We start from the raw sequence: 25,270 nt of genomic DNA on the forward strand, positions 1-25,270 counted from the left end.
AGATTGACAATTTATACATATTTTAGAGCTTTTTTACAATCATTTGTAAATAAACCTTTGTTTACTCCCAATATACCATACTTTAAGAGGTGTTTTAAGCACCCGTTTTTTTAATTAAGTCAAAAGATAAGATGGTTTGTAGTTCTTGGTGAGAATTTTTTTCTAAAATTGGATTGCATTTTTAAGAGTTGATCTGAAGAAATATTCTCAGGGTAATAGTGTCCTATATCCTTTTTAATATGGTTTAAGTATCGAGCTTTTTCTTTTTGAGCTTCTTTCGTGGTGTATGCTTTATCCTCAAAATATTTATTTGCCAAATCATCAAAAGTAAGTTTGGATTTTTGTCTTGCAATATGGGGTAGATCTTCTCCATGTTTGATACGAGTAGTGATTTCGCTCAGTTTTGCTTTACAATACGCCTCTGAAATGCCATCAGATTTTTTTCCTATAGTTTTTAGCCTTTGTTTGTTATTTGCATCGGTATAGCGGATTAAAAAGATTTTATCTATTATTTTATTATTTTTCGATACAATTTCCTTATAAAAAACCCCTGCTGTGTTGGTAGGAATGCGTTTTAAAAGTGTTTTCATAGCTGGTTCCTTGATTGATTTGAGTCCCAAAATAGTCCAAATGATATGAGTAAATTGGACTTTTTTTGCAAAGGTATGATAACATAGAAAATGCTTGAACACCCCTTAAATAGGGAAATTTAAGCGATTTGACGAGAAATGATAAAATATAAAAAAGGACAGAAATGGAGTGCGAATTTCCGACAGTAAATTCAAATATGGATGAGATTAAAGAGATTTTTGACAGTGTAAAAACTATTGCAGTATTGGGACTTTCTCCTGATGAGAGTAAAGCAAGTCACAGAGTTGCAAAATATTTGCAAGAGCATGGATACAAGATAGTACCGGTATATCCAAAAGGTGAGACAATTTTAGGTGAAAAGGTTTATATTTCATTAGCTGAGATCCCTTTTGAAGTAGATATGGTAAATATCTTTAGAAAGCCTGCCGCTCTTGATGCTGTAGCAGATGCCTGTATTGAACGTGGTGATATAAAAGTCTTCTGGGCACAGCAGGGGATAGTAAATAATGAAGCAGCGCAAAAAGCGCAAGATGCAGGTATGAAAGTTGTCCAAAATCAGTGTGCTATGGTTGACCATAGAAACATTTATGCATAGGTTATTTAGTTGTTACATTTAGAAAAAATCCAAGAAGCCAAAAAACGAATCGAAGGGGTTGTAGCCCAGACACCTCTTGCTTATGCTCCTTATTTTTCAGAAATAACAGGTATAAATATCTATCTTAAAAAAGAGAACCTGCAAATTACCGGTGCATTTAAAATCCGTGGAGCATACAATAAAATTGCCTCTCTTACGCAAGAAGAACGTGAATATGGTGTAGTGGCTGCAAGTGCAGGTAATCATGCGCAAGGAGTTGCACTTTCAGCAAACCTTTTTGATATCAAAGCCGTTATCATCATGCCGGAGTCAACACCGCTTACCAAGATAAATGGTGTGAAGCATTATGGTGCCGAGGTCATTCTTGCCGGTAGTAATTATGATGAAGCGTATGAATATGCGTTGCAATATGGTAAAGAGAACAATCTTACTTTTGTCCACCCTTTTGAAGATGAAGATGTTATCGCAGGACAGGGAACAATCGGACTTGAGATACTGGATAAATGCCAAGAACTTGATGCTGTTATTGTACCTATTGGTGGAGGTGGATTGATTGCAGGTATATCTACCGCAATTAAAGAGACAAACCCAGATGTGAAAGTAATAGGTGTGAGTGCAAGCGGTGCACCTGCTTTTAAAGAGTCATATGAAAATAAAAAACCGATTGATTCAACAAGTGTAAGAACAATTGCTGATGGAATTGCTGTACGTGATACATCGCCTATAACGCTTGAGTATGCACTTAAAAATGTTGATAAAGTACTCAGTGTTGATGATGAAGAGATCGCAAGTGCTATTTTGTATCTTTTAGAGAAACAAAAACTTGTCGTTGAGGGTGCTGGTGCTGTTGGCGTGGCTGCACTGCTTCATCATAAACTCGATGAGCTCAAAGGAAAAAATGTAGCTGTAGTACTCAGTGGTGGAAACATGGATGTAACACTGCTCTCTGTTATCATTGAAAAGGGTCTTTTAAAATCGCATCGTAAAATGAAAGTTACAGTAACGCTTGTTGATAAACCTGGATCACTGATGCGTTTTACAGAGATACTTCAAGAGCTCAATGCAAATATCGTTCATATTGCTTATGACAGAACATCTACATCACTCGATTATGGTGATGCAAACGTAACGGTACATATGGAGACAAAAGGTAAAGAGCATCAAGATGAGATTCACGCAGCTCTCAAAAAAGAGGGTTATTTAAGGGATTGAGTCTATTATGGAAATAGTACAGAGTAAGAGTGTTGTAAAACCGGTTATATTGATGAAAATTCTTGATGACAATACTCTTTTGGTTGTTGATGCAGAGACGGCTGTGCGTTATTTTAATAAAGAGAACCTTGAACTACAAAACGGCTTTAAAGTTGGGGTTACGTACAAACGCTATAAAACCCCTGTAGTTGCTTTTTCGAATGATGGTAACTACTTTGCTCTTTTGTCCTTAGATCTCAAAGAGTCAAGATTATTTAGCACACAGACAAAGAAGATGATAACAAAAGTGGACCGTCACCATGGCGAAGTCTCTTGTGTCGCTATTGATCCGCTTTCTCGCTATATGTTTTCATGTGGAGATGACGGAAAAAGTTTTGCTTTTGATATAGAGAGTGGCAAACTTGTTTTTACACTGCCTCCTCACGCAGATACTATCAATGATATAGCATTTTCAGGTAATGGAAACTGGGTTGCAACTGCTAGTTATGACAGAAAAATCTCTCTTTTTTCTCTTGTAACCATGACGCCAAAAAATAAGTTGAAATCACATTCTGCACCTGTTATGCATTTGAAGTTTTTCCATAGAAACAAACTGATAAGTATTGATAAAAAATCATCTGCAATTATCTGGAATATTTACAGTGGAAAAGTACTGAATCGTCTGCAGGGAATTCATGACGAAGTGACAGCCTTGGTTCTCGATGGAGAAGAAAGGTTCCTGTTTTTAGGAACACAGCTTGGCTATATCATTGTTTTTGATCTGAAAACCTATAAACTTATTTCTGCAAAATATATTAAGATAACCTCACCGGTAACAAGTTTGGCATTTGATAAGGATAATGATTTTCTAATCATCGGGACGGCAGATGGTTTTGTAATCTACTATGATATTTTTGAGGGAACTGATACTTTAAAAAAGTTACTTCAGGAAAAAGAGTTTGGATTGGTTCAAAAAGTCATTGATATCAATCCTCTTTTAGTCTATACACAGATATATTCACTGATTGCAAATTTTTGGGAAAACTCTTTACAAAAGGCAAAAATTGCACTGCAAAAAGGTGACAGAGCAAAAGCGATGCTTATTTTTGGGCAGTTTAAACATATGCCAAGCAAAAATAAAATCATTCAAAAGCTCATTCGAGACTATACAGACTTTCCGAAGTTTGTTCAGTTTGCAAAAGAAGGCAAGCTTGCTCTTGCTTACGGACTTGCGAACAGATTTCCTGTCTATAAGGAGTCTGCAACATATAAAGCGCTTGAAAAGCGATGGAAAAAAGCATTTTTTCAAGCACAACAATATGTACTTGATCCAAAGACAGCACCGCTTGCAAAAGAGATATTGGCACCATATCGAGGTATGAGTGAAAAAACAAAATTTATTCAAGAAGTACTCAGTAAGGCTGAAATCTACAAGCGTTTTCGTAATGCGATTTCAAAAAAAGAGTTTACAATCTGTTCAGAACTTATAAAACAGAACCCTTTTTTGCGAGAGTTGCCGGAGTATGAGAGTTTAATGAAGTATGCTGATGGTCTGTATATAAAGTCACAAAAGTTTATGCAAGAAGGGGAGCTTCATTCTGCTATTAAGATACTGCGTATACTCCAGGATTTTGAAGGCTTTAAAGATGAAGCACGTAATTTTATGATAGATCTTGAATCAAAAGCAAAGTTTTTCAATGCTGTACGTGACAATGATATGGAGACAGCGTATGATATGATGGCAGTTTCTGAAGATCTGATGCAGACAAAAGATGGCGTAAAACTGCAACAGATGTGGAATAAAGATCTGCATACGGCAAATGCAGCTGCTGCATTTGGCAATATTAACGGAGTAAAAGCAGTGATGCAGAAATATATGAGAACAAGTTCGAAGTATGCAGCACTTGCGACTGTTTTTGCTTTTGCATATATGGTGCAGCTTGAAGATGCCTTGCAGCGTGGAGTAGAGCGTCCAAAGATAGAAAACAGTATCAAAAACTATGTAGTGAACTTTGGTGTTTCAGAACAAATAGAGGCATTTTTCAATCTTTTTCAAGATATGTACCCTGAGACTAAATTGAACCTTGAATTCTTGAAAAAAGGTTCGTTTACAATGTGGCGACCATCAATGATAGTCGATTCAATCTTAGATTAGCTTTTTGTCTCGAAATTACATCCCCTTTTAACCTCTAATATAGTTATTTTTTAATATAATGAGCAAATTTTTAATATATAAACAATTAGAGGAGACTTTTCATGCAAATTAGTGGCGCACAGATGGTCATTGAAGCACTTATTGCAGAAGGTGTAGACACAGTTTTTGGCTACCCTGGTGGAGCAATAATGAATGTCTATGATGAGATATACAAACAAGACAAATTCCAACACATTTTAAATCGTCACGAGCAAGCAGCAGTCCACGCAGCAGAAGGATATGCAAAAGCAAGTGGCAAAGTAGGTGTTGCAATGATTACCTCTGGTCCTGGTTTTACAAATGCGGTCACTGGTTTGGCAGATGCTTATATGGATTCTATTCCTTTAGTTGTTATCTCTGGTCAGGTACCTATGAGCCTTATCGGTACAGATGCATTCCAAGAGATTGATGCAGTAGGGATTTCACGCTCTTGTACAAAGCACAACTATCTTGTAACTGATGCAGCAGACCTTCCACGCATACTTAAAGAGGCATTTTATATTGCATCTTCTGGGCGTCCGGGTCCTGTTCATGTTGATATCCCTAAAGATGTGACAGCACAGATCGCAGAGTTTAATTATGATATCGATCTCAATCTTGAGACATATAAGCCTCATGTCAAAGGAAATCCTCGTCAGATTAAAAAAGCGATGGAAGCAATCGCTAAAGCGAAGCGCCCGCTTTTTTATCTAGGTGGTGGTATTATCAATGCAAATGCAGCATATGATGTAAGAGATTTTGTTCATAAAACCGGTATTCCTGCTGTTGAGACATTTATGGCACGTGGAACGCTTGCACATGATGATGATCTACTTATTGGAATGCTTGGAATGCATGGGTCTTACGCTGCGAATATGGCAATGAGTGAAACAGATCTGATCATTGCTCTTGGTGCACGTTTTGATGACCGTGTAACAGGGAAGCTTTCTGAATTTGCAAAGAATGCAGAAGTTATTCATGTAGATATTGACCCTGCTTCTATCTCTAAGCTTGTTAATGCAGACTTTCCAATCGTTGGAGATGTTAAAAACGTTGTTTTAGAGATGCTTGAGCAAGTTGATAAAATCGATGCTGAGAGATATGAGTCATGGAGAGAAACTATCAATAACTTTGATGAGCTGCATCCACTTACATATCACGAGGACAGTGAGAGACTTAAACCGCAGTGGGTAATTGAGCGAGTTGGTGAGCTTCTTGGTGATGATGCAAATATCTCTACAGATGTTGGACAGCACCAGATGTGGACAGCACAGTTCTATCCATTTAGCAGACCGCGTCAATTTATAAGTTCAGGTGGACTTGGTACTATGGGGTTTGGTTTTCCTGCAGCACTTGGTGTACGTGCGGCTTCTCCAGATAAGATAAGTATAAACTTTACGGGTGATGGCTCAATACTAATGAACTGTCAAGAGTTAATGACAGCAGTTGAGAAAAAACTGCCGGTTATCAACATCATCTTAAATAATAACTTCCTTGGAATGGTACGTCAGTGGCAGACACTCTTTTATGACAAACGTCACTCTGAGACAGATTTAAGCGTACAGCCAGACTTTGTAAAACTCTCAGAAGCATTCGGTGGAATAGGATACAGAGTCCGTACAAAAGAGGAGTTTGATGCAGCACTCAAAGATGCTGTGGAAAAGGGTGTTGTTGCTTTTATTGAAGTTTTAGTTGAGAGATTTGAAAATGTTATGCCGATGGTCCCAGCAGGTGGAAGCCTCTTTAACATGATGCTATTAGAGAAAAAGGAGAGTAAATAATGAGTGAGAATGCAAGAAGAGTAATCTCAGTTATCGTAGTAAATGAAGCAAGTGTTTTGTCTCGTGTTACAGACCTTTTTTCTGGGCGTGGTTATAACATTACATCACTCACAGTTGCACCGATCCCAGATTCAAAATACTCTCGTTTGACGATTGTAACATCAGGGTCTGTGCGTGTAATGGAGCAAATCACGAAGCAACTGCATAAACTCATCCCTGTACTTCGTGTTTATGAACATGAAGATATGGTAGAAAAAGAGATGGCAATGGTTAAGTTTCCTATCACAGAGAATTTAAGCGATATTAATGCTATCAGTGAAGCATACAACGGTAAAATCGTCAATGTCGGTGACAATATCGTTATCGCAATGGTTGCAGATGAGCCAAAACGTGTTGATAATTACCTCAATGCCATCAAACGATACAATCCAAAAGAGATTGTACGAAGCGGTGCTGTAGCACTCGAGAGATAGCATTATGAAGCTAAGTGAAATTGCAAAGATAGTCGGTGCAGAGTTTCATGGTGATGATAAAGAAATCCTTTCCTTAAATACCCTTAAAGATGCAAATGAGAGTGAGCTCTCATTTGTAGCAAATCCCAAATATGTAAAAGAGATTCCAACATCTAAAGCAGGTGCTATTTTAGTAACAGAAGCTACAAGAGAGTATGTCCCTATGCATTCAGTGGCACTTGTCGTTGAAGATACATACTGGCAGATGGCAACACTTTCAAAGTATTTTGCACCACCTTTAGAAGATAGTGATGCTCCCAAAGCTCTTGTTGGAGAGGGCAGCAGTGTTGCTCCTACAGCTACACTTGCACCCGGTGCGAAGATAGGGAAAAACACAACTATTATGGCAGGTGTCTATGTCGGTTCAAGTACTGAAGTAGGGGACAATACTATACTTTATCCGAATGTTGTCATTTACCGTGACTGTAAGGTTGGAAATGATTGTATCATTCATGCCGGAACAGTAGTTGGAAGTGATGGTTTTGGTTTTGCTTCTAACAGACTCGGAGAGCATAAAAAGATATACCATATAGGTAATGTTGTTATTGAAGATGATGTGGAAATTGGTTCAAACACGTCAATAGACAGAGCAGTATTTGGCTCTACACTTATAGAAAAAGGTGCACGTCTAGACAACTTGATTCAAATAGCACATAATTGTGTCTTTGGAAAAGGAAGTGTTGCAGCTGCACAATCAGGTTTTGCAGGTTCAACAATCATTGGCCAAAACAATGTGTTTGGTGCACAGTCAGGTGCAGCAGGACACTTGGAGATCGCACCTTTTAATACTTTTGCAGCACGTAGTGGTGTAACAAAAAGTGTAAAAGAGAGTGGAAAAACATTTGCAGGCTTCCCATTTATGGAACACAAAGCATGGCTTAAAATTCAGGGAAAACTTGCTAGACTTATCAAATAAAATATAAGGAGTTTTTATGAGTAAGACAATTGCACTTAGTGGAACACAAAATGGCGTTATCTCTGTAACAAAACTAGAGAATCCGTATGGAGAGGGAAGTGGTACAGTGGCAAGTATCGGAATCTCTTTAAGTGGAGATGCTAATAATCCGGAGTGGAAGGTACATATTCCACTTGAAAACTTAGATGAAGTGATAAAAGCACTTCAGGAGCTAAAGTAGGTTGAAAAACCTACTTTGTTTTGAACTCCTGGACGAATTCATCAATTCTTTTGATTCCTTCACGAATCGTTGCAATACCTGTTGCAAATGAAAATCTAAAATAACCTTCACTACCAAAACCAACACCTGGAACAACTGCTACACCTTTACTTTTTAGAAGTTCTTGTGAGAATGTAAGTGAATCGTTGCTGATTTCTTTGATATTTACAAAAAGATAAAAAGCACCATCAGGTTTAAGTACGCTAAGACCATCTACTTCATTGAAAAGTTTTACAGCTTCATCGCGACGCTTTACAAACTCTTTTTTCATCATAGCGATATCATCATCCGCACTACCGTCAAGTCCAGAAATCGCAGCATACTGTGTGATGGAATTGATATTCGATGTACTTTGAGACTGAAGCTTTTTTGTTGCTTTGATAAGTTCTGTGTCATATGCAGCCATATAACCAAATCTCCATCCTGTCATAGCAACAGATTTAGAGAGGCCGTTAATCGTAATCGTACGTTTAAACATATCTTCACTGATAGATGCAGTAGAAACAAATTCACCATCATATGTAAGCTTTTCATACATCTCATCACTTGCAATAAGAATATTTGTTCCTTTAAGCACTTCACCAAGCGCTGTGAGCTCTTCTTTAGAGTAAACTGCTCCTGTTGGATTTGAAGGTGTTGTCAAGATAAGCATCTTTGTTTTTGGAGTGATAGCACTTTTAAGCTGCTCTGGAGTGATTTTGAATCCACTTGAGTCATCTGTTGCTATTGTTACAGGTTTACCACCACAGTACTTTACAAGTTCAGGGTAAGTAACCCAGTATGGTGCAGGGATGATAACTTCGTCTCCATCTTCAATAGTTGCAGAAAAAAGATTAAAAAGTGAATGTTTTGCACCATTGTTTACGATGATTTGGTTTGGTGCATATTCTAAACTGTTATCACATTTGAGTTTTTTAGCAATAGCCTCTTTAAGAGTTGGAATACCATCCACTGCGGTATATTTTGTAAAACCACTGTTAATAGCAGCAATAGCTGCATCTTTAATAACCTGTGGTGTGTCAAAATCAGGCTCACCGGCAGAAAAACTGAGAATATCTTTTCCTTCAGCTTTTAACTCTTGTGCAAGCGTAGATACCGCGATAGTAATCGATTCAGATAGTGTATTAATGCGTTTTGTAAGCATAAAAACCCTTTAGGTGAAATATTGAAGAAATTATACTAAAAATATGATGTAGTTAAGTTGAGAAGAGGAAAAACTTTTTAATTTTTCATTGATTTGATGAAAGATTCATAGATATGTTCAAGTTCTAAGTCTTGTTCAAGAACCTCTCTGTTGTCTTTTACGAGTATATGCTCTAAGACAGCAACTCTTTTTAAAAGGTACTCAAACATCTCTTTATTGATATCTGGAAGCATATTGTGCATAAACGGATCCTTACATCTTCCTTTTTCAATCACATGGGCAGGAATACCGATGGCTGTTGAACAATCAGGTACAGGTTTAACAACAACAGAGTTTGCACCGATTTTCGCATGCTCACCTATCTCAATGTTTCCAAGTACTTTTGCACCGGCACCAATAACTACACCTTGTTTGATAGTCGGGTGTCTTTTACCGTGTGTCAGTGAAACACCACCAAGTGTCACACCTTGATAGATAATGACATCATCTTCGATAACAGCAGTTTCACCAATGACAACACCGGTTCCATGATCAATAAATACACGTTTTCCAATTTTAGCGGCAGGGTGGATATCTATGTTTGTTAAAATCTGCGTGATTCCCATAAGGATTCTAGCCAAACGTTTAAAGTTCGCATTGTAGAGTCTGTGTGCAACTCTATGCCATGCTACAGCCCATACACCAGGGTAGTTAAACAGGAAATCCAATCTTGAGTTTAAAGCTGGATCATTCTTATATGCATTTGAAAAATCTTCTTTAATCTCTGTAAAAATTCCCATAAAATTCCTTAGTTTGTAGTTCTTAGATATCCATTTTGATAGATAAAAGTTTCTAGCTTTGTAAGTGTATCACTTTTTTCTTTTTCTGTGATAAAGTCACTTGCTGTTAGGTCACTTTTAATTTTTTTTAAGATTTCTTCTTCATCATAACCGATAGATGTAAGAATATCAAGTATGCTTTTTGACTCTACACAATTTTCTATCGTATAACCAGTGTCATTTATGGTAATAGTATATTCACTAGGATGGGTAAAAAGATTATGCTGCATGCCTAAAGTCTCTTGATAGGCACCAATATTAAAAAAAGCCAGAAAATACTCCTCTTCATCAAGATTAATATCGTGCAGGTAGAGAGGTTTGTTCGGGTTAAAACCAATCTCTCCATCACTGTCGCAGGTAATATCCCATAAAGAAGCTGCTCGAAGAGGGTCAGCATTAAGATGATGAATGGGCATAATAGGAAAGTGTTGCTGGAGTCCCCAGTAATCTGGCAGGCTTTGAAAAACCGATGCATTGATAAGGTAACGTTCTTGAAGATTGACTTGAAGCTGTTTGAGTTCATCTGTTTTGTATGATGCTGTAAGGTAGAGTGATTTTTTAATGATATTGTGCACCAAAATTTCAGCATTTGATCGGTCTTGCAGGTCAATATAACCTAGATCAAAAAGTGTTAAAAGAGATTCTATATGATCCAGTGCATCATGGAGGTACTCAATACAGTTTTTAGTGTTCAGCAGTCGATTGAGCTCACGCAACTCCTCAATAAGCGGAGGATTGTTCTCTTTAAACTTTAAAAGCTTTTCATGATAGTCTTGTGTAAAAAGCTCTAAGACAGGGGTGATAAGTACTGCGTGAGAAGCAACGATAAATCTACCTGATTCGGTAAAAATATTTGGGTGTTCAACCCCTTTTGCATCCATGATCTCCCCAAGGAGAAAAACAACTGAGCTTGAGAACTCTTCAATGGAGTAGTTATGACTCTTTGCGTGAGAGTGCTGGTCATACTCAACGGCAAGTCCACCACCGATATTGATGTTTTGAAGTGCATCTGCTCCCATCTTCTTTAACTCGGCATAGAAGTTCCCAGCCTCACGCAAAGCTCTTTTAATAGGAGCGATATCAACCATTTGTGAACCGATATGAAAATGAATCATGCTTAAATTTTCAAGTAGGTTCGCAGCTTTTAAAAGTGTTATTGCTTCTAAAATTTCTGTTGAAGTGAGTCCAAATTTTGCATCCATTCCACCACTTTTTGCCCAGACACCGCTTCCTGTAGAATGCAGCCTCACGCGAATACCTATATGTGGTACTTTTAGATTCGATTCTTGAGCTACTTCGATAATAGTTTCTAACTCTCCAAGTCCTTCAATGGTCAAGGTAATATTATGTCCGCTTTGTGCTGCAATAAAGCCAAGTGTAATCATCTCTTTGTCTTTAAAACCGTTTACTGTAATATTTGCACCTTTTGGTGTCTTTGCCATAGCAAGAATAAGCTCAGCTTTACTACCGGCTTCAAGACCATAGTTATACTCTTTTCCTTCATTGACAACAGCATGGACTGCGTGAGGAAACTGATTTACTTTTAGAGGAAAAACAGCATTGAAACTACCTTGATAGTTGTTTTCTTTTATAGCACTGTCAAAGTGGGAATAAAGACTGCGTATCTGTTTTTTTATCAAATGTGGAAATCGAAGCAGTAAAGGACCACGTGTACCTTCTTCTCTGATCGATTTTGTTATTTCAAAAAGTGAGGGCATTGATTTGTAATTGAGTCGGACCTCACCTTCTTCGATAATAAAGTTTTTATTTGCCCATATATCTAAACCAAAGTTCTTCAAAATCTTTACCTATACATGTAGTTTATGATGAAAGTACTGATCAATATCAAAATAGATTTCGCCATTTCTATTTTTGAATGTCAGACGTTTTTTATTGAGATCTTTCAAATGTTTTATACCCATAACAGCCAGTACTACTTTCATACTCTTAATAAGATTTTTATGATAGTTTCCAATCTCACGCCCCTCTTTTACAACAAGATATGAAGCCCGTTTTTTCTCATCTTGCGTTGCCATACCAACAGGACAGACGTGTGGGCCAAAACCAGAACACATACGGGCCCTGATACAACCACCACTCATCATAAATCCACGAGCTATTCCAATGGCATCTGCCCCCATACATAGGGTAATAATAGCATCATCTGGTGTAAGAATTTTACCACTGGCAATGATTTTAATCTCTTGACGGAGATTGTATTGTTTTAAAATAGTATCTAAGATGTAGAGTGCATTGTTTGTTGTTAGTCCAACAGACTCCATGAGTTCTAGTGGAGCAGTTGCACTTCCACCTTCACCACTGTCTACGGTAATAAAGTCAGGAATTGTTTTACCGGCCTCTTTATGTTTTTGTATTGCACGTGCCAATTCTTCAACAGAAGCTGCATCAGAGATAACAATTTTAAAGCCTACCGGTTTTTTTGAGATCTTTTGTAATCTTGAAATAAAGTCTAAAAGCTGTTCTGTTGTGTCTGCATAGGGAAACCTGTTTGGTGAGAAGATATCTTTGCCCTCTGGTACTCCCCGATAATAAGCGATGTCAGCAGTAACTTTTTTCCCTGCAAGTTTTCCACCGATCTGTTTTGCACCTTGGGCAATCTTTATTTCTGTCATACGGCAGAACTTCATCACTTTTTGGTATTTTTCGTCATCAAAATTACCATCTTTATCTCGAACACCGTAAAGATCTGAACTCATCTGAAAAATCATATTTGGTATCTCTTGTGGCACCTCTTTTGGAAATGCTTCCAGTGGTGCATCCCAGTTTACACGAAAAAGTACATGTGAAGTAGTATCATAGATGTAGGTGTTTTGTGTTTTTTTATTCAGAAGTGCATTTCGATACCATTTAAGTGCTATTTTTCTGTTAAAGAAAAAATCACCCATTTTAAAAAAAAATTCTGCATAGGGTGTACTTTTGACTATCTCAAGATATTTATCTTTTTCTGGATTGGGCTTGAGTGTAAAGAGGTGGTTGGATGTCAAAGAGCCTTCGCCGATGTTTATAGTAAGGTTTGAATCTCGCCCTGCAATACTGAAAGCACGAACAGCTTCAGGAGAGAGTGCACCATCACTCATAGCAGAACGGATAATAGGGGTGGGTGAGATGAAAGGATGCTCTCTGTTTTGACCGAATACAACACTTGTATCATCACTTACTTCACCTTCATTTAAAACACTTGAAGCATGCTTAATAATAAATCGTGAACCGGAAAATGGTTGATTTACTGAAAAAGATTGATAGTTTGGTCTATCTTTAGCAGCTTTGTAGACCCAGTCAACTTTGTCTTTTGATTCATAAAAAGTCTCTTCTGCAAAGTACTGGCGCAGTGGCTCACGCAGTGCTTCAAAAAAATAGCGAAAACGCCCAATTACCGGGTAGTTAATTAAAAGTGCGTGTTTTCTTTGTACATATTTGTCATAAAAGTATAAAACAGTGACAACAACTAGTAGTCCTAAGATGAAAAATTCTAAAAATTCTAGAAAAAGGTGCCAAAGAGTATCTACATAGTTGTCTGCTGCAATCATTATAAATCTTCTATATTTAGAGCTTGTTCTGTTTTATTTTCTAAGTCTTTTACCCAAATTGTGCCATTTTCAAGTTCATTTGAACCGATTACACAGCAGTATCGGGCATTAACTTTGTCTGCAGATTTAAGATGGTTTTTGAGATTTCTTGCACGATAATCACAGCTCGCTTTATCTGTTTTTCTTTTTTTCTGTGTGAGTGAAATGATAAGTTCAACGGCTTCATCATCCATAGCACCAAGAAAATAGCCTTCACGTGAGCCCTCAGGCATTTCAATAAGCTCTAACAGACGCTCGATTCCCATAGCAAAACCGACAGCAGGAGTAGGGCGTCCATCTAAAAATTCTACAAGGCGATCGTAGCGTCCGCCACCGGCAATTGCACTCTGACTTCCGATGTTGTCACTGACAAACTCAAAAGCAGTCTTTGAGTAGTAGTCAAGCCCACGCACGAGATTTGTATCTATCTCATACGCGATGTTGTTTGCATCCAAAATAGTTTTGAGTTTGTTAAAATCACTTTCACAGCTCTCACAGAGTGAACTCATGAGTTTTGGAGCAGTCTCATATAGAAATTGACACTTTTCATTTTTACAATCAAGCACGCGGATAGGGTTTGTTGACTTTCTTCTTTGACAATCTTCACAGATATCACGCTCAACACTCTCTATAAAACTGACTAGATTGTCACGATAAGGAGGCATACACTCTTTACACCCAAGAGAGTTAAGCTGTAAGCGGTATCCAATGCCAAGTTCACCTAAAATATCTGCAACCATCATAATCATAATAGCATCTTCATAAACACTCTCAACCCCAAAGCTCTCTACACCAAACTGATGAAATTCACGCAGACGACCTTTTTGTGGCCGCTCATAACGAAACATAGGTCCATGATAGAAAAAGCGGTGCGTTCCGCCTGCACGGTCAAGCTTATTTTGAATAAAGGCACGTACCACACCTGCAGTACCCTCTGGGCGAAGACAGACATCATTACCGCCTTTGTCCTCGAACTGATACATCTCTTTACCGACAATATCACTCGACTCTCCGACTGAACGCTTAAAGAGGGCAGTCTCTTCCAAAAGAGGTGTTTCAATATAATGAAATCCATATCTAAGGGCTACTTTTGTAGCAGTGTCTATAAAATATGTAAATCTCTGGGACTCCTCTTTACTGAGAATATCATTCATCCCTCTGAGTGATTTAATCATCTGTTTCCTTTGAAAATTGTAATGTAATCTTAGTAGTACAATAATATCATTTTTTCTCTTGTAAGGAGTTTAGGAGTTGATATTATTTAATATCTCTTTTGTTATATCTTCTATTTTTTTTGTAGCATCAATCTCTACAAGCTCGATATCAAGGAGTTTAGCAGCCTCTATAATAGCATCTTGAATAGCTAAAAGGTACTCACTGCCACGTAGTTCAATTCCATCAAGCTCTTTTTGTGAGAGACGGTACTCTAGCTCTTCTTTTGTCAGTTTGAGCAGAAATACTTTTTGCGGATAGATGCCATCTGTTGCAAATCTATTAAAATGCACTAGGGCAGTTTCACCAATTTCACCTTGCGTGAGAGCATAGGCAACACCACTGACAGCTGAACGATCAGAGATAATCATCTTGTCAAGATTTGGTTTTATGACCTCTTTTATGTGCTCAGCACGGTCTGCCAAAAAAAGTAAAAACTCTGCTTTTTTGCTTTGTGCTTTTGCACTGAGAACCAAAGAACGGATTTGGGCTCCAATGGCAGTTCCACCTGGCTCTTTTGTAATGATAGCATCAGGGTAGGCATTTTGAAGCGCTGCTATCTGTGTACTCTTGCCGGCAGTATCTATTCCTTCTATTGCAATGTACATGAATTCATACTCCCTATGATTAGTTGTACCTCACGTGGCAAAAGATGTTCTGTTTTGCCATTGAACTTTAGAAGGTTTCTTACTATGGAAGAGCTGATAAAAGCATGGTTGAGCTTTGGCATCAGATATACTGTCTCAATGCTCTCATCAAGAGAGTTGTTCAGATAACCAAGTTGCAGCTCATACTCAAAATCACTGACTGCTCGAAGCCCGCGTATAAGCACACCTGCATCGTGCTCATGTGCAAGTTCAACTGTAAGATTGTCAAATCCAACAACACGAACGCCATCTATCTCTTTGACAGCTACATTTGCCATATGAATACGCTCTTCAAGCGTAAACATCGGTTTTTTATCTTTTGACTCTGCAACAGCGACGATAACCTCATCAAAAAGATTACGGGCACGTTCAATAATGTCAAAATGACCGTTTGTAATAGGGTCAAATGTACCTGGATAGAGGGCAATTTTACGATCGCTCATTTAGTTCCACCTTTTATATAAATCATTTTCAATATCAAGTAAGTCAAACCATTTTCCTATGATGAAGTTTTCCATCTCGTCAAGTTTTTGCTGCTCTGAATAGTAAGCCATAACAGGAGGTGCTATGATGACACCTAAAGAGGCCAATTTATGCATATTTTCTAAAGCTATAGCTGAAAATGGCATCTCACGTGGAGCAAGTATGAGCTTTTTGTGCTCTTTTAACATAACTGCAGCTGCACGAGTGACCAGATTATCTGCTATACCACAGGCAATTTTTGCCAAAGTATTCATAGAACAGGGTGCAACAAGCATCGCTTCCACACCAAAAGATCCAGATGCTATTGAGGCAGAAATATCTTCATTTTTGTGTGTTATAACATTTTGCATCTCTTTTTGCAGCACGACTTCTGAGTGCTCAGACATTATAAAGTGCTTTTCAATCTCTTCTGGTAGTAGAGAGAGAGCCTTTAACCCAAGGTTTACTCCACTTGCACCACTTGTTGCAATAATTATTTTTCTTTTTTTCATCTAACTTCTGCTCTGTTTTTACCTATGACTCTCACATGGATTTTTTTCTTGTTTTGATTTACTACAGTGATAGTGTCTCCATATCGACCACTTTGCAATGCCTTTGCACCAAAAGTGATATAGACACCTTCATCTTGAAGATAAACATTGACATGCGAGCCTCTTTTGATTAAAAAAAGTCCGACTACATCTCTTTGTGTAAGCAGTGAGAACTTTTTAAGTCTGTGTTTTGCTTCATAGCGTGCTCTTGGTAGATCCATAAGAGGCATAGCTCTAAATTTTTCCAGTATTATACTCTTTTTTTTACAATTTAACTCTGATAACTCTTCGCCTTTTTCTATCTTCTTTTTTGTTTCATAAACATTTAATCTTGCGTACATATTATAGTTGAAAAAGATTTTTTTATTGTCCGGTGTTTTGATATATAAAACGCCTTTGCGTGAGAGATAGGCATTTCTTGAAAAGCCTACTTTATACTCTTTTGGTAGGTGTGTCATATATTTACTTGGAAGCAGGTCCACTTTTTCTATCTTTATATCTTTGTACTTTTCTTGGTAATACTCAATGAGACTATTTTTTATTTTATCTGTATTTATAGGGCTTTTTTGACTGAATTGCACATAGGCATGTTTTGCTTGAAAGTTTTTGTAACCATACTCTTTAAGTAATCTCAGAAGTTCTTTGCTTTTTACTCGTTTGGAGTGTCTTGATGGAGATATTTGAAATAAGCGTGCATCTTCTTTTGGACTGTTTACAATATCTGAGAGCATTATATCTTTACCTGTTACACTGTATTCATGTTGCAGTTCTTGATTTGCTTGCAGTGTTAAAAACAGCAGTGAAAGAATAAAGAGTGCTTTTGTGAAAATATGCATATTTCAACCCTTGTTTGTGCGGATTTTAGCATGAAAATACTTAATCTTAACGATATGCTAATATTAAACAAGTAATATAACACAACTATATTTCCTTTTAAAGGATCAACAGAGAATGAATAAAAAACTTTTTTTACCTCTTTTTGTTTACGCATCTTTGCATGCTATGAGTCTGGATGAGACAATTCAAAAAGCACTACAGCATAACAACTCTCTAAAGAAAATATCTTTAGAAGTTGAACAGTCAAAAGCCAACAGAGCATCTAAAAAAGCACAGAACTTTGGTCGTATTAATCTGATTGCTAATTATGATCACTATAACAATTCACGAACACTTGCACCACTTACACCTATGGATATTGTTAGTGGAGTGGATGGTGCATATAAGATTCCAACAACGAATGATTTGACAACTGCAGGAATTGCTTACAATGTAGTACTTTTTAATGGTTTTGCACAACAGAACTCTTATAAAATATCAGATATTTTATATAAAAATTCTATTATAAAATCAAAGCTTGGACATGAAGAGTTGATTTATAATGTGAGAACACTTTATCTCTCTTTACTCGCATTAGATGAACAACTTCAAGCGCAAGAGTCATACACAGCATCACAGTTTCAACTCTATGAAAAGATTGCAGCAGCCTATAAACTGGGAAGTAAGTCAAAACTTGATACATTAAAAGCAAAGAACTCCTATGAAGCAAGTCGTTCCAATGAAGATAAAATCCGCTCAAATATTGAGATACTGCGAGCTACACTCACGACACTTATCGGTGGAGAAGAGTTTGCAAATGAGGAGCCTCTCAATATAAATATCGAATATAAAGAAGATGCTGCGCCAAGTAGTATAGAAAATCTCAGCAGATACAGACTCTATGCACTTAAGAGTGATCTAGCAGCAAAAAAGGTCGAGAGTGCTTATGCAAGTTACTATCCAAAAATTGATTTTAGTTCTTACTATGGGTACAGCATGGGACCTAATGCAACGACAAACACCTCTCCCTTAACCAATACGACATATATCAACAAGGGTGACTTTAACAATGAGACAATCTGGCAGGTAGGATTGCACTTGAAATGGAATCTTTATGATTTTGGCTCGAAATCATCTCAGGTTCAAAAAGAGAAACTCGCACTTATGAGCACTAGACTTGAAGAAGAAGATATCAAGCTTGAAATCGATAAAAATCTAAAAGTAGCACGTAGTAAACTGACCCTTGCAAAGTCAGAGTACAATGCTGCACTTTCACAATATGAACTCCTGCATGAGATTGCAAAAGTTGAAGCAGTTAAGTATGAAAACAGTGCTGTGACATTGACAGATCTGCTTGATTCACGAGCAAAAGCTGAACTTGCCTATGCCAAAATGATTAACGCAAAGTATGAGTTTCAAAAAGCAAAATATTACATAGATTATCTGTTAGAAAGAGGAGAAAAGAAGTAGATGAAAAAGATTATAGCATTAGTTATTGTTGCAGTTGTTGTTGTGGGTGCAGGGATTTTTCTAAAAAAACAAAAAGATGCTGTTGCGCATTTGCAAACACCTAAAATGTATACACACAATGTAGATGTAGTGCATGCGCAGAATAAAAGAGTAGAAGAGAGTAGAGTATTTCTAGCAGAGATTGTAGCAACTAACAGTGCCTACATTGCATCAAAGTTCAGCGCAAATATCAAAAAGATCTATGTCAATGAGAATGATGTAGTCAAAAAAGGTGCACTGCTTATCGCACTTGATGATTCAGAGATAAAAGCGACATTGGCATCTCTGCGTCAGCAAAAAGTAGCTCTTGAAGCAGATTTAGACAATGCTAAAAATATCTTAGAGAGAAACAAAAAGCTCTTTGCAATTGCTGCAATATCGCAAGAAGCATATGATACATCCAATGTTGTTTATAAAAACAAGCTTTCAGCTTTAAAATCAGTCGATGAAAAGATAAAACAGACAAAATCACAACTCAAATACCTCAATATTCGAGCTCCTTTTAACGGTAGAGTCGGTTCAAAACTTGCAAATGATGGCTCTTTGGCACTTCCTGGAAAAGCACTTTTAACACTTAATTCTGATGACCAGAAATTACTCTTCTCTTTCGTAGATACAACAAAGCCTATCTTAGAGGGGCAAAAAGTTTATTTGAACAACAAGCTTATAGGAAAAGTTACAAAACGATATGATGATGCAAAGAATGCACTTTTGGTCGCAGAAGTGAAGCCTTTTAAAGCATTGCCGTATGCAAACAAATCTTTCAAAACGATTTCAGTTGTTGTTGACAGTGCTGAGGGCTGTACACTGCCACTTAATGCTCTCCTTCATAAAACAGACGGTGTGTATGCAATGCTCTATAAAGATAAAAAGTTCACTGCAAAAAAAGTAGATGTGTTACTTCAAAATGACCGTGAAGCAATTATATCCGAGTGTATTGAAGAGCCGGTTGCTACTGCATCAGAAGCAAAACTCTCTTTACTTCCAAGCTATGGTCAAGTAGTTGTAAATGAGGACAGATAAAAAATGAAAAAAAGATCTTCCATTGTCGATGTACTCTTACATCGACCTTATTTTATATTCTCTTTTTTAACACTTTTTCTCTTTTTGGGTGTTGTCGGATATCAAAAGATAGACAGAAAACTTTTTCCTGATTCAAACTACCCGACAGTTGCTGTTGTTATTGTAGAACCGGGTGCATCTGCAAAAAGTATTGCTACAAATGTCAGTATTCCTGTTGAAGAAGAACTCTATACGCTTGATAAGGTTCGTCGTGTATACTCAACTACGATTGATGAAGTGAGTGTTATCAGTGCCGAGTTTGAATATGCAAAAGGAATTGATGCCGCGACGAGTGATGTCAGTAATGCACTTGATAAGATAAAGTCAGAGCTGCCAGATTCTATTTTAGCTCCTAAAATTATTCAGATAACAGCAGCGACTGCTCCAATAATTACCTATGCAGTACGTTCCAAAGATGGCTCAATTCCATTAGAGGACATCAGACAGCTTGCAAAAACCGATATAAAACACCATATAATCAAGCTAAAGGGAATCGCAGATGTAGATGTTTTTGGTGGTTATGAAAAAGAGATTCAGGTTATCGTTGATAAAGACAAACTCGACAGATACAATCTTGATATTACGCGTGTTATCGCAGCACTTCGTGCAAATGATGATGATTTTGCGATAGGTTTTATTACAAGTCAAAAGAGTAGATATCTTTTAAAATCAAAAGGTAAAAGGGATAAAATCAATACTCTTAAGGGTATAGGAATCAATAAAGATATTACACTTGGTGATATTGCAAAAATCTATTTTGGGCACTATGAAAACTCTGCTGAGTATTTTGGTAATGGTAAGCAAGCTATTGCTATTGCTGTGCAGCGTGCAGAAAATGCAGATGTAATTAAAAGTATTGAATTGGTAGAAAAAGAGATAGAAGAACTGAAAAACAAGTATAAAAATATCTCTTTTGAAGTTACCGATACACAAAAAGATACTATTGTGCAAAGTACAACGAATATGTTTGAATCACTTCGTGATGCTATTGTGATGTCAACGATAGTTGTCTTTTTCTTTCTTGCCAGCTTTAGACAGGTTCTTGTTGTTCTTGTAACGATTCCTCTTGTGTATGCAACAACGATTGCCTTGATGTGGATAGTTGGAATCGAGTTTAATGTTGTAACATTGACAGCTATTATCTTAGCCCTTGGACTGTTACTTGATGATGCAGTTGTTGTTATGGAGAATATTGAGAGGCATTACCGAGAGCTCCATGATGAGATACATGAAGCAGTATACAGTGGGACAAAAGAGATAATGTTTGCGGACCTCTCTGGAACCATTACTACGATGATAGCGCTCTCACCAATGCTTTTTGTTGGTGGCTATCCACAAACGGTTTTTCAACCGCTTGTTGGAACGCTGCTTTTGGCACTTGCAGCTTCTTATGCTATCTCCATTACAGCAGTACCACTTCTTTCATTGAAGATTTTAACTCTCAAGCATCCTCTTATTATGAAAAGTGAAGCCTTTTTTGAAAAGATTACAGGAAGTTTTTCAAGAGGCATTTCGTCTTTCTTCTCTGGGGCTGTAAAAGCTGCAATAAATAACAAAGGTGTGGCAACAGGATATATCATTGCTTTACTTCTCTTATTTATAACAAGTGTAAAGGGTGTTATGCCGACCGTTGGACAGGAGCTGATGCCTCCAATGGATACGGGTGCGACTAAGATATCTATTACGGTCGATCCAAATCTACCGATTGAAGCAAGTCAGAAAATTGTAAAACAGGCAAATGAGATTATAAAAAAACAGGGTGAACTTCTGTATCTCTCGAGTGCTATCGGTAGTGAAGCAGGGGTACTTAGCATCGGTAGTGGAAGTGGGATTGACCATATTGCCATCACTGCAACCTATGTTGACAGATATCATAGAAAAGAGAGTATCTGGGAGATAGAGAGAAAACTGCGCAATGAGCTTAATAAGATAAAAAATGTCTATAGTGTTGATGTTGTTGATTATGGTGCAACAGCACTTGCAAGTATTCGTGCAAATCTTGATGTGACACTCTACAGTGCAGATCTGCAAAAACTGCAAATTGCTGGAGATATGGTAGAAAAAGCTATGAAAAAGACGGGTGGCATAGTGTCTATTTCAAAAACATGGGCCAATAATAAAAAGGTTTTTGAGATAGAGGTAGATGATAAAAAAGCAGCTCTTTACGGGCTTACAAATGCTGAGATATCAAAACAGCTTCAAATATTTACAAGAGGAGCAAAAGCAGCATCTTTTTATCTGCAAAACAGTGTAGATTTTGGAATCCGGGTATGGAGTGAGGAGTCAAAAAGAGACTCACTAGAAGATATTAACTCCTTTTTGCTTACTACTCCAAAAGGTAAAATACCTTTGATCGCAGTAGCAAATGTAAAACAAATTTCAGAACCGTCACTCATTACGCGGGAAGGATTACAATACACACTCAATGTTTATGGTTTTAGAGAAAAGGCAGCAATATCACATATAATGAGTAATTTTGATGCAGCATTTAAAGGGACACAACTTCCTGAAGGTGTTACAATGGAGCAAACAGGAGATATCAAACAGTTTAAAAGTTCTGCTGGGCGTATGGTTGGTGCTATTGGTTTTGCCGTTGTACTCATCTTTTTTACGCTTATTGCACTTTTTAACTCAATCAAAATATCATTAATGATTATTGTATCCATTCCATTAACGATAATCGGAGCTTCTTGGATGATGCTTGGTATGCATTATCACACTTCAATGCCTGCTATGATGGGGTTTATATTACTTTCTGGAATTATTGTAAACAATGCTATCTTGCTTATTCATTTTGCATTAGAGAAGATGCAAGAGGGTAAAACAAAAGCAGAAGCAATGCTTGAGAGTATTAAAATCAGAACAAGACCTGTTCTTATGACTGCGTTTGCAACATCTGCAGGTATGCTCCCTGTTGCAATGGGCTCAGCTATTGGACTCGAGCGTCTTGCACCGCTTGGGACTGTTGCAATCGGTGGTCTGATTGTTGGAACATTTTTAACACTGCTTTTTATTCCATTGATATTTATCTGGAGTGTTAAAGAAAATGATGCAAAAGATATGTAAAAGGATTTTTTGAGTTAAGTGGTACCAGCGGGGGGACTTGAACCCCCACAGCCGAAGCCAACGGATTTTGAATCCGTCGTGTCTACCATTCCACCACGCTGGCATAGTTGTTGGAGTTGAAATAATAGTCATATCTTACTTAAAAGTAAATAACTTTTTGCCGATTTGGCTCTAAATGGAACTTTAATTGCTATAATTTAGTCAATAGAAGAATATACTGTTTATATTTTAAAAATGGAGGCCTTGATATGCGTGTTACTATGAGTATGTACTATGACAGCATTTATGGATCAAATAACTCAAAACTCAACAAAGAACTTTTTGATGTTAACAAGCAAATTGCCTCAGGTCTTAAAATCCAATATGCAAAAGATGGTGTAAGAACTTTTACGGAAACGATGCGACTTGATAATGAAGTGACAGTTTTAGACCAAATAAAACAAAGTACAGAGAGTGGTTATAAAGTAGCAAATCAAACAGATGAAATCATGAATGAGTTTAATACTTCACTCAATAGAATGAGAACACTTTTGGTACAAGCAGCCAATGATACAAATGATGATACATCTTTGGATTCCATTGCTGATGAACTACGAGGAATTGAGAAAAACTTAAAAGGTTTGGCAAATACTTCTATTAATGGTCAATTTCTTTTTTCTGGTTCAGCAGTAGATACAAAACCTATTGCTGATGATGGAACGTATCAAGGAAATGATGATGCTATGAATTCTTTTGTCGGCTCGAACAATTTACAACAATACAATCTTAGTGGTTCTGATCTGTTTCTTGGTGAGGAAGTTTTAAGAAACCGAGAAGTAACTTCGAATGTAGTCCATGGAAATCTACTTGTTTCAGGTGAGCCACTCTCTTCTTCAAGTACCCTGCGTGAGCTAATGGGAGACAAAGACAATAACCCGGCAACTGTAAATACGGACTATTTTTATCTACGTGGTACTAAAAGTGATGGGACTGCTATCAAAGAAAAGATTGTTTTAAATGATACAGCAACAATAGATACATTGCTAAACAGAATAGGAACAGCATATGGGAATACTGGTACTGTTGATGTTGTTGATGTAAGCATGAACAGCAATGGACAAATTGTTGTAAAAGACAAGATAAAAGGCTCTTCAAAACTTGACTTTCATCTTGTCGGTGCCGTTGATTACAGTGGTGCTGGTACAGCAAATGTCAATGATATTGATAATTTAGATGCTGGAGAGACAGTTTATCCTCCTACAGGTGATTTGTATGTAAAAGAGTTTATGCAATCAGGTTTAACTCCTGCAAATGGTGCTGCAACTAATATACAGGGCTTGTTATATGATAGAACAGAGTTTTCAAAAGATGGGTTTTATCTCGCTTCAAGTACAGCACAAGTTGTAAAAAGTAACAATGCTTTTGCTTCTCCATCAACAAAGATTTCAGAAGTGGCAGACCTCACGCAAGGCAATCCAGGTACACTGGACGGTTCATCACTCAGTCTTGTGGGAATAGATGTCAATGGTACTGCGTATGATGTGACGATAAATTTTTTCAATACAGCAAACGGTGGTTCAACATTTACAGATAATATTAGTGGAAATACCTATGATATCTTTAATATGGATCCAGCAAGAACAGCTGTAAATGCAGATGATATGACATATCAACAGCTTTTAGACGTTGTTAATATGGTCGTAACAGATACATACCCTGCAGCTAATACGGCAACGGATTATGATAATGCTATTAAAAGTGCTCAACTCAAAGGTGATACATATCTTAGCTATGATGGAAAACTAAGTTTTCATGATTTGCAGGGTACAGATGCAAATGGTACTCTTGCAAGCATCTCTTTGTATGATCCAAACAGTGATGATTTTGCAGCAGGTGCAGCATCTTCGATTATGACATTCAATACAAATAATGCCTTAACAATCAGTGACCCTAAAACTGATTTTTTTAAAACAATAGATGAGATGATCACAGCTGTAGAAGATCATAAACTCTATCCTGACTCAAGTAGTGGAAATATACGTAATGTTGGGATTGAAAATGCTATACAAAAGATGGATGACCTGCAAGACCATGTTTTTAGAATGCACTCTAAAATTGGTGCGCAGTCCAATACACTGAATATGTCGCTTGAGAGAACAGAGATACTAAAAATCAGTACAATGAGTCTTCGATCATCTGTTTTAGATACAGATTTGGCTGAAGCCTCTTTAACTTTACAACAACTTACAGTGAATTATGAAGCGATGCTTTCTACTGTAGGTAAGGTATCTCAGTTGAGTTTGGTTAACTACTTATAATATATAATATATCTTTCATTTTGCCATATAAATGTTCTTTTGGAACGTTTTTGGCTACACTTTCACAACTATATTGAGATT

General features: G+C 37.2%; 21 protein-coding genes and 1 tRNA gene. 11 read left to right on the plus strand and 11 right to left on the minus strand.

The genetic code is table 11. From position 1 onward, the window contains the following. Positions 1-119 precede the first annotated feature (119 nt). Positions 120-590 (minus strand): hypothetical protein, encoded by a 471-nt coding sequence (locus MNY27_RS05325; RefSeq protein ID WP_346391956.1) that lies wholly within the window; start codon positions 588-590, stop codon positions 120-122. Positions 591-754: 164 nt separating this feature from the next. Here MNY27_RS05325 and MNY27_RS05330 point away from each other — a divergent pair, with 164 nt between their 5' ends. The 7 genes from MNY27_RS05330 to MNY27_RS05360 all read left to right on the plus strand — a co-directional run bounded on the left by MNY27_RS05330 (position 755) and on the right by MNY27_RS05360 (position 7,979). Beyond that, complete coding sequence (locus MNY27_RS05330; protein WP_152184713.1) at positions 755-1,186, plus strand: CoA-binding protein; 432 nt, start codon at positions 755-757, stop codon at positions 1,184-1,186. Between the two features lie 9 nt (positions 1,187-1,195). After that, positions 1,196-2,398 (plus strand): threonine ammonia-lyase, encoded by a 1,203-nt coding sequence (gene ilvA, locus MNY27_RS05335; RefSeq protein WP_152184714.1) that lies wholly within the window; start codon positions 1,196-1,198, stop codon positions 2,396-2,398. A gap of 7 nt (positions 2,399-2,405) precedes the next feature. After that, entirely contained in the window at positions 2,406-4,532 is a 2,127-nt protein-coding gene (locus MNY27_RS05340; protein WP_152184715.1) for a WD40 repeat domain-containing protein, read from the plus strand. 101 nt (positions 4,533-4,633) lie between these two features. Beyond that, positions 4,634-6,331 carry an acetolactate synthase large subunit gene (locus tag MNY27_RS05345; protein ID WP_152184716.1) on the plus strand — a complete coding sequence of 566 codons (1,698 nt, stop codon included), beginning with the start codon at positions 4,634-4,636 and terminating at the stop codon, positions 6,329-6,331. After that, positions 6,331-6,804, plus strand: a complete 474-nt coding sequence (gene ilvN, locus MNY27_RS05350) for an acetolactate synthase small subunit (protein ID WP_188109502.1) — start codon at positions 6,331-6,333, stop codon at positions 6,802-6,804. The genes MNY27_RS05345 and ilvN overlap by 1 nt, the downstream gene beginning before the upstream one ends. A gap of 4 nt (positions 6,805-6,808) precedes the next feature. Beyond that, positions 6,809-7,759: a UDP-3-O-(3-hydroxymyristoyl)glucosamine N-acyltransferase gene (gene lpxD / locus MNY27_RS05355; protein WP_152184718.1), complete on the plus strand. Its 951-nt coding sequence runs from the start codon at positions 6,809-6,811 to the stop codon at positions 7,757-7,759. Between the two features lie 16 nt (positions 7,760-7,775). Continuing rightward, positions 7,776-7,979 carry a hypothetical protein gene (locus MNY27_RS05360; RefSeq protein ID WP_152184719.1) on the plus strand — a complete coding sequence of 68 codons (204 nt, stop codon included), beginning with the start codon at positions 7,776-7,778 and terminating at the stop codon, positions 7,977-7,979. A gap of 10 nt (positions 7,980-7,989) precedes the next feature. Here MNY27_RS05360 and MNY27_RS05365 read toward each other — a convergent pair whose 3' ends face one another. The 9 genes from MNY27_RS05365 to flgA all read right to left on the minus strand — a co-directional run bounded on the left by MNY27_RS05365 (position 7,990) and on the right by flgA (position 17,275). Next, positions 7,990-9,162, minus strand: a complete 1,173-nt coding sequence (locus MNY27_RS05365; protein ID WP_152184720.1) for a pyridoxal phosphate-dependent aminotransferase — start codon at positions 9,160-9,162, stop codon at positions 7,990-7,992. A gap of 77 nt (positions 9,163-9,239) precedes the next feature. Beyond that, entirely contained in the window at positions 9,240-9,941 is a 702-nt protein-coding gene (gene cysE, locus MNY27_RS05370; protein ID WP_152184721.1) for a serine O-acetyltransferase, read from the minus strand. Between the two features lie 8 nt (positions 9,942-9,949). Then, positions 9,950-11,779, minus strand: coding sequence for a biosynthetic arginine decarboxylase (gene speA / locus MNY27_RS05375; RefSeq protein ID WP_152184722.1), 1,830 nt, complete (start codon positions 11,777-11,779; stop codon positions 9,950-9,952). 9 nt (positions 11,780-11,788) lie between these two features. After that, the gene (locus MNY27_RS05380; protein WP_152184723.1) at positions 11,789-13,528 is read right to left on the minus strand and encodes an FMN-binding glutamate synthase family protein; all 1,740 of its coding nucleotides are present in this window, start codon (positions 13,526-13,528) and stop codon (positions 11,789-11,791) included. Then, positions 13,528-14,742, minus strand: coding sequence for a histidine--tRNA ligase (gene hisS, locus MNY27_RS05385; protein ID WP_152184724.1), 1,215 nt, complete (start codon positions 14,740-14,742; stop codon positions 13,528-13,530). Before hisS ends, MNY27_RS05380 begins: the two co-directional genes overlap by 1 nt. Positions 14,743-14,811: 69 nt before the next feature. Further along, the gene (tmk, locus tag MNY27_RS05390; RefSeq protein WP_152184725.1) at positions 14,812-15,387 is read right to left on the minus strand and encodes a dTMP kinase; all 576 of its coding nucleotides are present in this window, start codon (positions 15,385-15,387) and stop codon (positions 14,812-14,814) included. Beyond that, positions 15,372-15,869, minus strand: a complete 498-nt coding sequence (gene coaD / locus MNY27_RS05395; protein WP_152184726.1) for a pantetheine-phosphate adenylyltransferase — start codon at positions 15,867-15,869, stop codon at positions 15,372-15,374. The genes tmk and coaD overlap by 16 nt, the downstream gene beginning before the upstream one ends. Beyond that, positions 15,870-16,400, minus strand: a complete 531-nt coding sequence (locus MNY27_RS05400; protein WP_152184727.1) for a UbiX family flavin prenyltransferase — start codon at positions 16,398-16,400, stop codon at positions 15,870-15,872. Beyond that, the gene (gene flgA, locus MNY27_RS05405) at positions 16,397-17,275 is read right to left on the minus strand and encodes a flagellar basal body P-ring formation chaperone FlgA (protein WP_152184728.1); all 879 of its coding nucleotides are present in this window, start codon (positions 17,273-17,275) and stop codon (positions 16,397-16,399) included. Before flgA ends, MNY27_RS05400 begins: the two co-directional genes overlap by 4 nt. A 115-nt stretch (positions 17,276-17,390) precedes the next feature. On the opposite strand from flgA, the gene MNY27_RS05410 reads away from it, so the two are divergent. Genes MNY27_RS05410 through MNY27_RS05420 form a run of 3 tightly spaced genes read left to right on the plus strand, consistent with a single transcriptional unit; the run spans position 17,391 to position 22,892 of the window. Further along, the gene (locus MNY27_RS05410) at positions 17,391-18,725 is read left to right on the plus strand and encodes a TolC family protein (RefSeq protein ID WP_346391957.1); all 1,335 of its coding nucleotides are present in this window, start codon (positions 17,391-17,393) and stop codon (positions 18,723-18,725) included. Further along, positions 18,726-19,787 (plus strand): efflux RND transporter periplasmic adaptor subunit, encoded by a 1,062-nt coding sequence (locus MNY27_RS05415; RefSeq protein WP_152184730.1) that lies wholly within the window; start codon positions 18,726-18,728, stop codon positions 19,785-19,787. Between the two features lie 3 nt (positions 19,788-19,790). Beyond that, positions 19,791-22,892, plus strand: a complete 3,102-nt coding sequence (locus MNY27_RS05420) for an efflux RND transporter permease subunit (RefSeq protein WP_152184731.1) — start codon at positions 19,791-19,793, stop codon at positions 22,890-22,892. 19 nt (positions 22,893-22,911) lie between these two features. Here MNY27_RS05420 and MNY27_RS05425 read toward each other — a convergent pair. Next, positions 22,912-22,995 (minus strand) — tRNA-Leu (locus MNY27_RS05425). Between the two features lie 145 nt (positions 22,996-23,140). Between MNY27_RS05425 and MNY27_RS05430 the strand changes: the two genes are divergently transcribed. Further along, a complete protein-coding gene (locus tag MNY27_RS05430; RefSeq protein ID WP_346391958.1) occupies positions 23,141-25,189 on the plus strand; it encodes a flagellar biosynthesis protein FlgL in 2,049 nt (682 codons plus the stop codon). Positions 25,190-25,270 lie beyond the last annotated feature (81 nt).

Origin of the sequence: Sulfurimonas sp. NWX79 (assembly GCF_039667035.1) — a bacterium.
Lineage (GTDB): Bacteria > Campylobacterota > Campylobacteria > Campylobacterales > Sulfurimonadaceae > Sulfurimonas > Sulfurimonas indica.

What these genes read in the sequence shown, in the direction of transcription:
- MNY27_RS05325 (WP_346391956.1), bottom strand. Translation starts at nt 590, where the DNA reads ATGAAAACACTTTTAAAACGCATTCCTACCAACACAGCAGGGGTTTTT.
- MNY27_RS05330 (WP_152184713.1), top strand. Translation starts at nt 755, where the DNA reads ATGGAGTGCGAATTTCCGACAGTAAATTCAAATATGGATGAGATTAAA.
- MNY27_RS05340 (WP_152184715.1), top strand. Translation starts at nt 2,406, where the DNA reads ATGGAAATAGTACAGAGTAAGAGTGTTGTAAAACCGGTTATATTGATG.
- MNY27_RS05345 (WP_152184716.1), top strand. Translation starts at nt 4,634, where the DNA reads ATGCAAATTAGTGGCGCACAGATGGTCATTGAAGCACTTATTGCAGAA.
- ilvN (WP_188109502.1), top strand. Translation starts at nt 6,331, where the DNA reads ATGAGTGAGAATGCAAGAAGAGTAATCTCAGTTATCGTAGTAAATGAA.
- lpxD (WP_152184718.1), top strand. Translation starts at nt 6,809, where the DNA reads ATGAAGCTAAGTGAAATTGCAAAGATAGTCGGTGCAGAGTTTCATGGT.
- MNY27_RS05360 (WP_152184719.1), top strand. Translation starts at nt 7,776, where the DNA reads ATGAGTAAGACAATTGCACTTAGTGGAACACAAAATGGCGTTATCTCT.
- MNY27_RS05365 (WP_152184720.1), bottom strand. Translation starts at nt 9,162, where the DNA reads ATGCTTACAAAACGCATTAATACACTATCTGAATCGATTACTATCGCG.
- cysE (WP_152184721.1), bottom strand. Translation starts at nt 9,941, where the DNA reads ATGGGAATTTTTACAGAGATTAAAGAAGATTTTTCAAATGCATATAAG.
- MNY27_RS05380 (WP_152184723.1), bottom strand. Translation starts at nt 13,528, where the DNA reads ATGATTGCAGCAGACAACTATGTAGATACTCTTTGGCACCTTTTTCTA.
- hisS (WP_152184724.1), bottom strand. Translation starts at nt 14,742, where the DNA reads ATGATTAAATCACTCAGAGGGATGAATGATATTCTCAGTAAAGAGGAG.
- tmk (WP_152184725.1), bottom strand. Translation starts at nt 15,387, where the DNA reads ATGTACATTGCAATAGAAGGAATAGATACTGCCGGCAAGAGTACACAG.
- coaD (WP_152184726.1), bottom strand. Translation starts at nt 15,869, where the DNA reads ATGAGCGATCGTAAAATTGCCCTCTATCCAGGTACATTTGACCCTATT.
- MNY27_RS05400 (WP_152184727.1), bottom strand. Translation starts at nt 16,400, where the DNA reads ATGAAAAAAAGAAAAATAATTATTGCAACAAGTGGTGCAAGTGGAGTA.
- flgA (WP_152184728.1), bottom strand. Translation starts at nt 17,275, where the DNA reads ATGCATATTTTCACAAAAGCACTCTTTATTCTTTCACTGCTGTTTTTA.
- MNY27_RS05410 (WP_346391957.1), top strand. Translation starts at nt 17,391, where the DNA reads ATGAATAAAAAACTTTTTTTACCTCTTTTTGTTTACGCATCTTTGCAT.
- MNY27_RS05415 (WP_152184730.1), top strand. Translation starts at nt 18,726, where the DNA reads ATGAAAAAGATTATAGCATTAGTTATTGTTGCAGTTGTTGTTGTGGGT.
- MNY27_RS05420 (WP_152184731.1), top strand. Translation starts at nt 19,791, where the DNA reads ATGAAAAAAAGATCTTCCATTGTCGATGTACTCTTACATCGACCTTAT.
- MNY27_RS05430 (WP_346391958.1), top strand. Translation starts at nt 23,141, where the DNA reads ATGCGTGTTACTATGAGTATGTACTATGACAGCATTTATGGATCAAAT.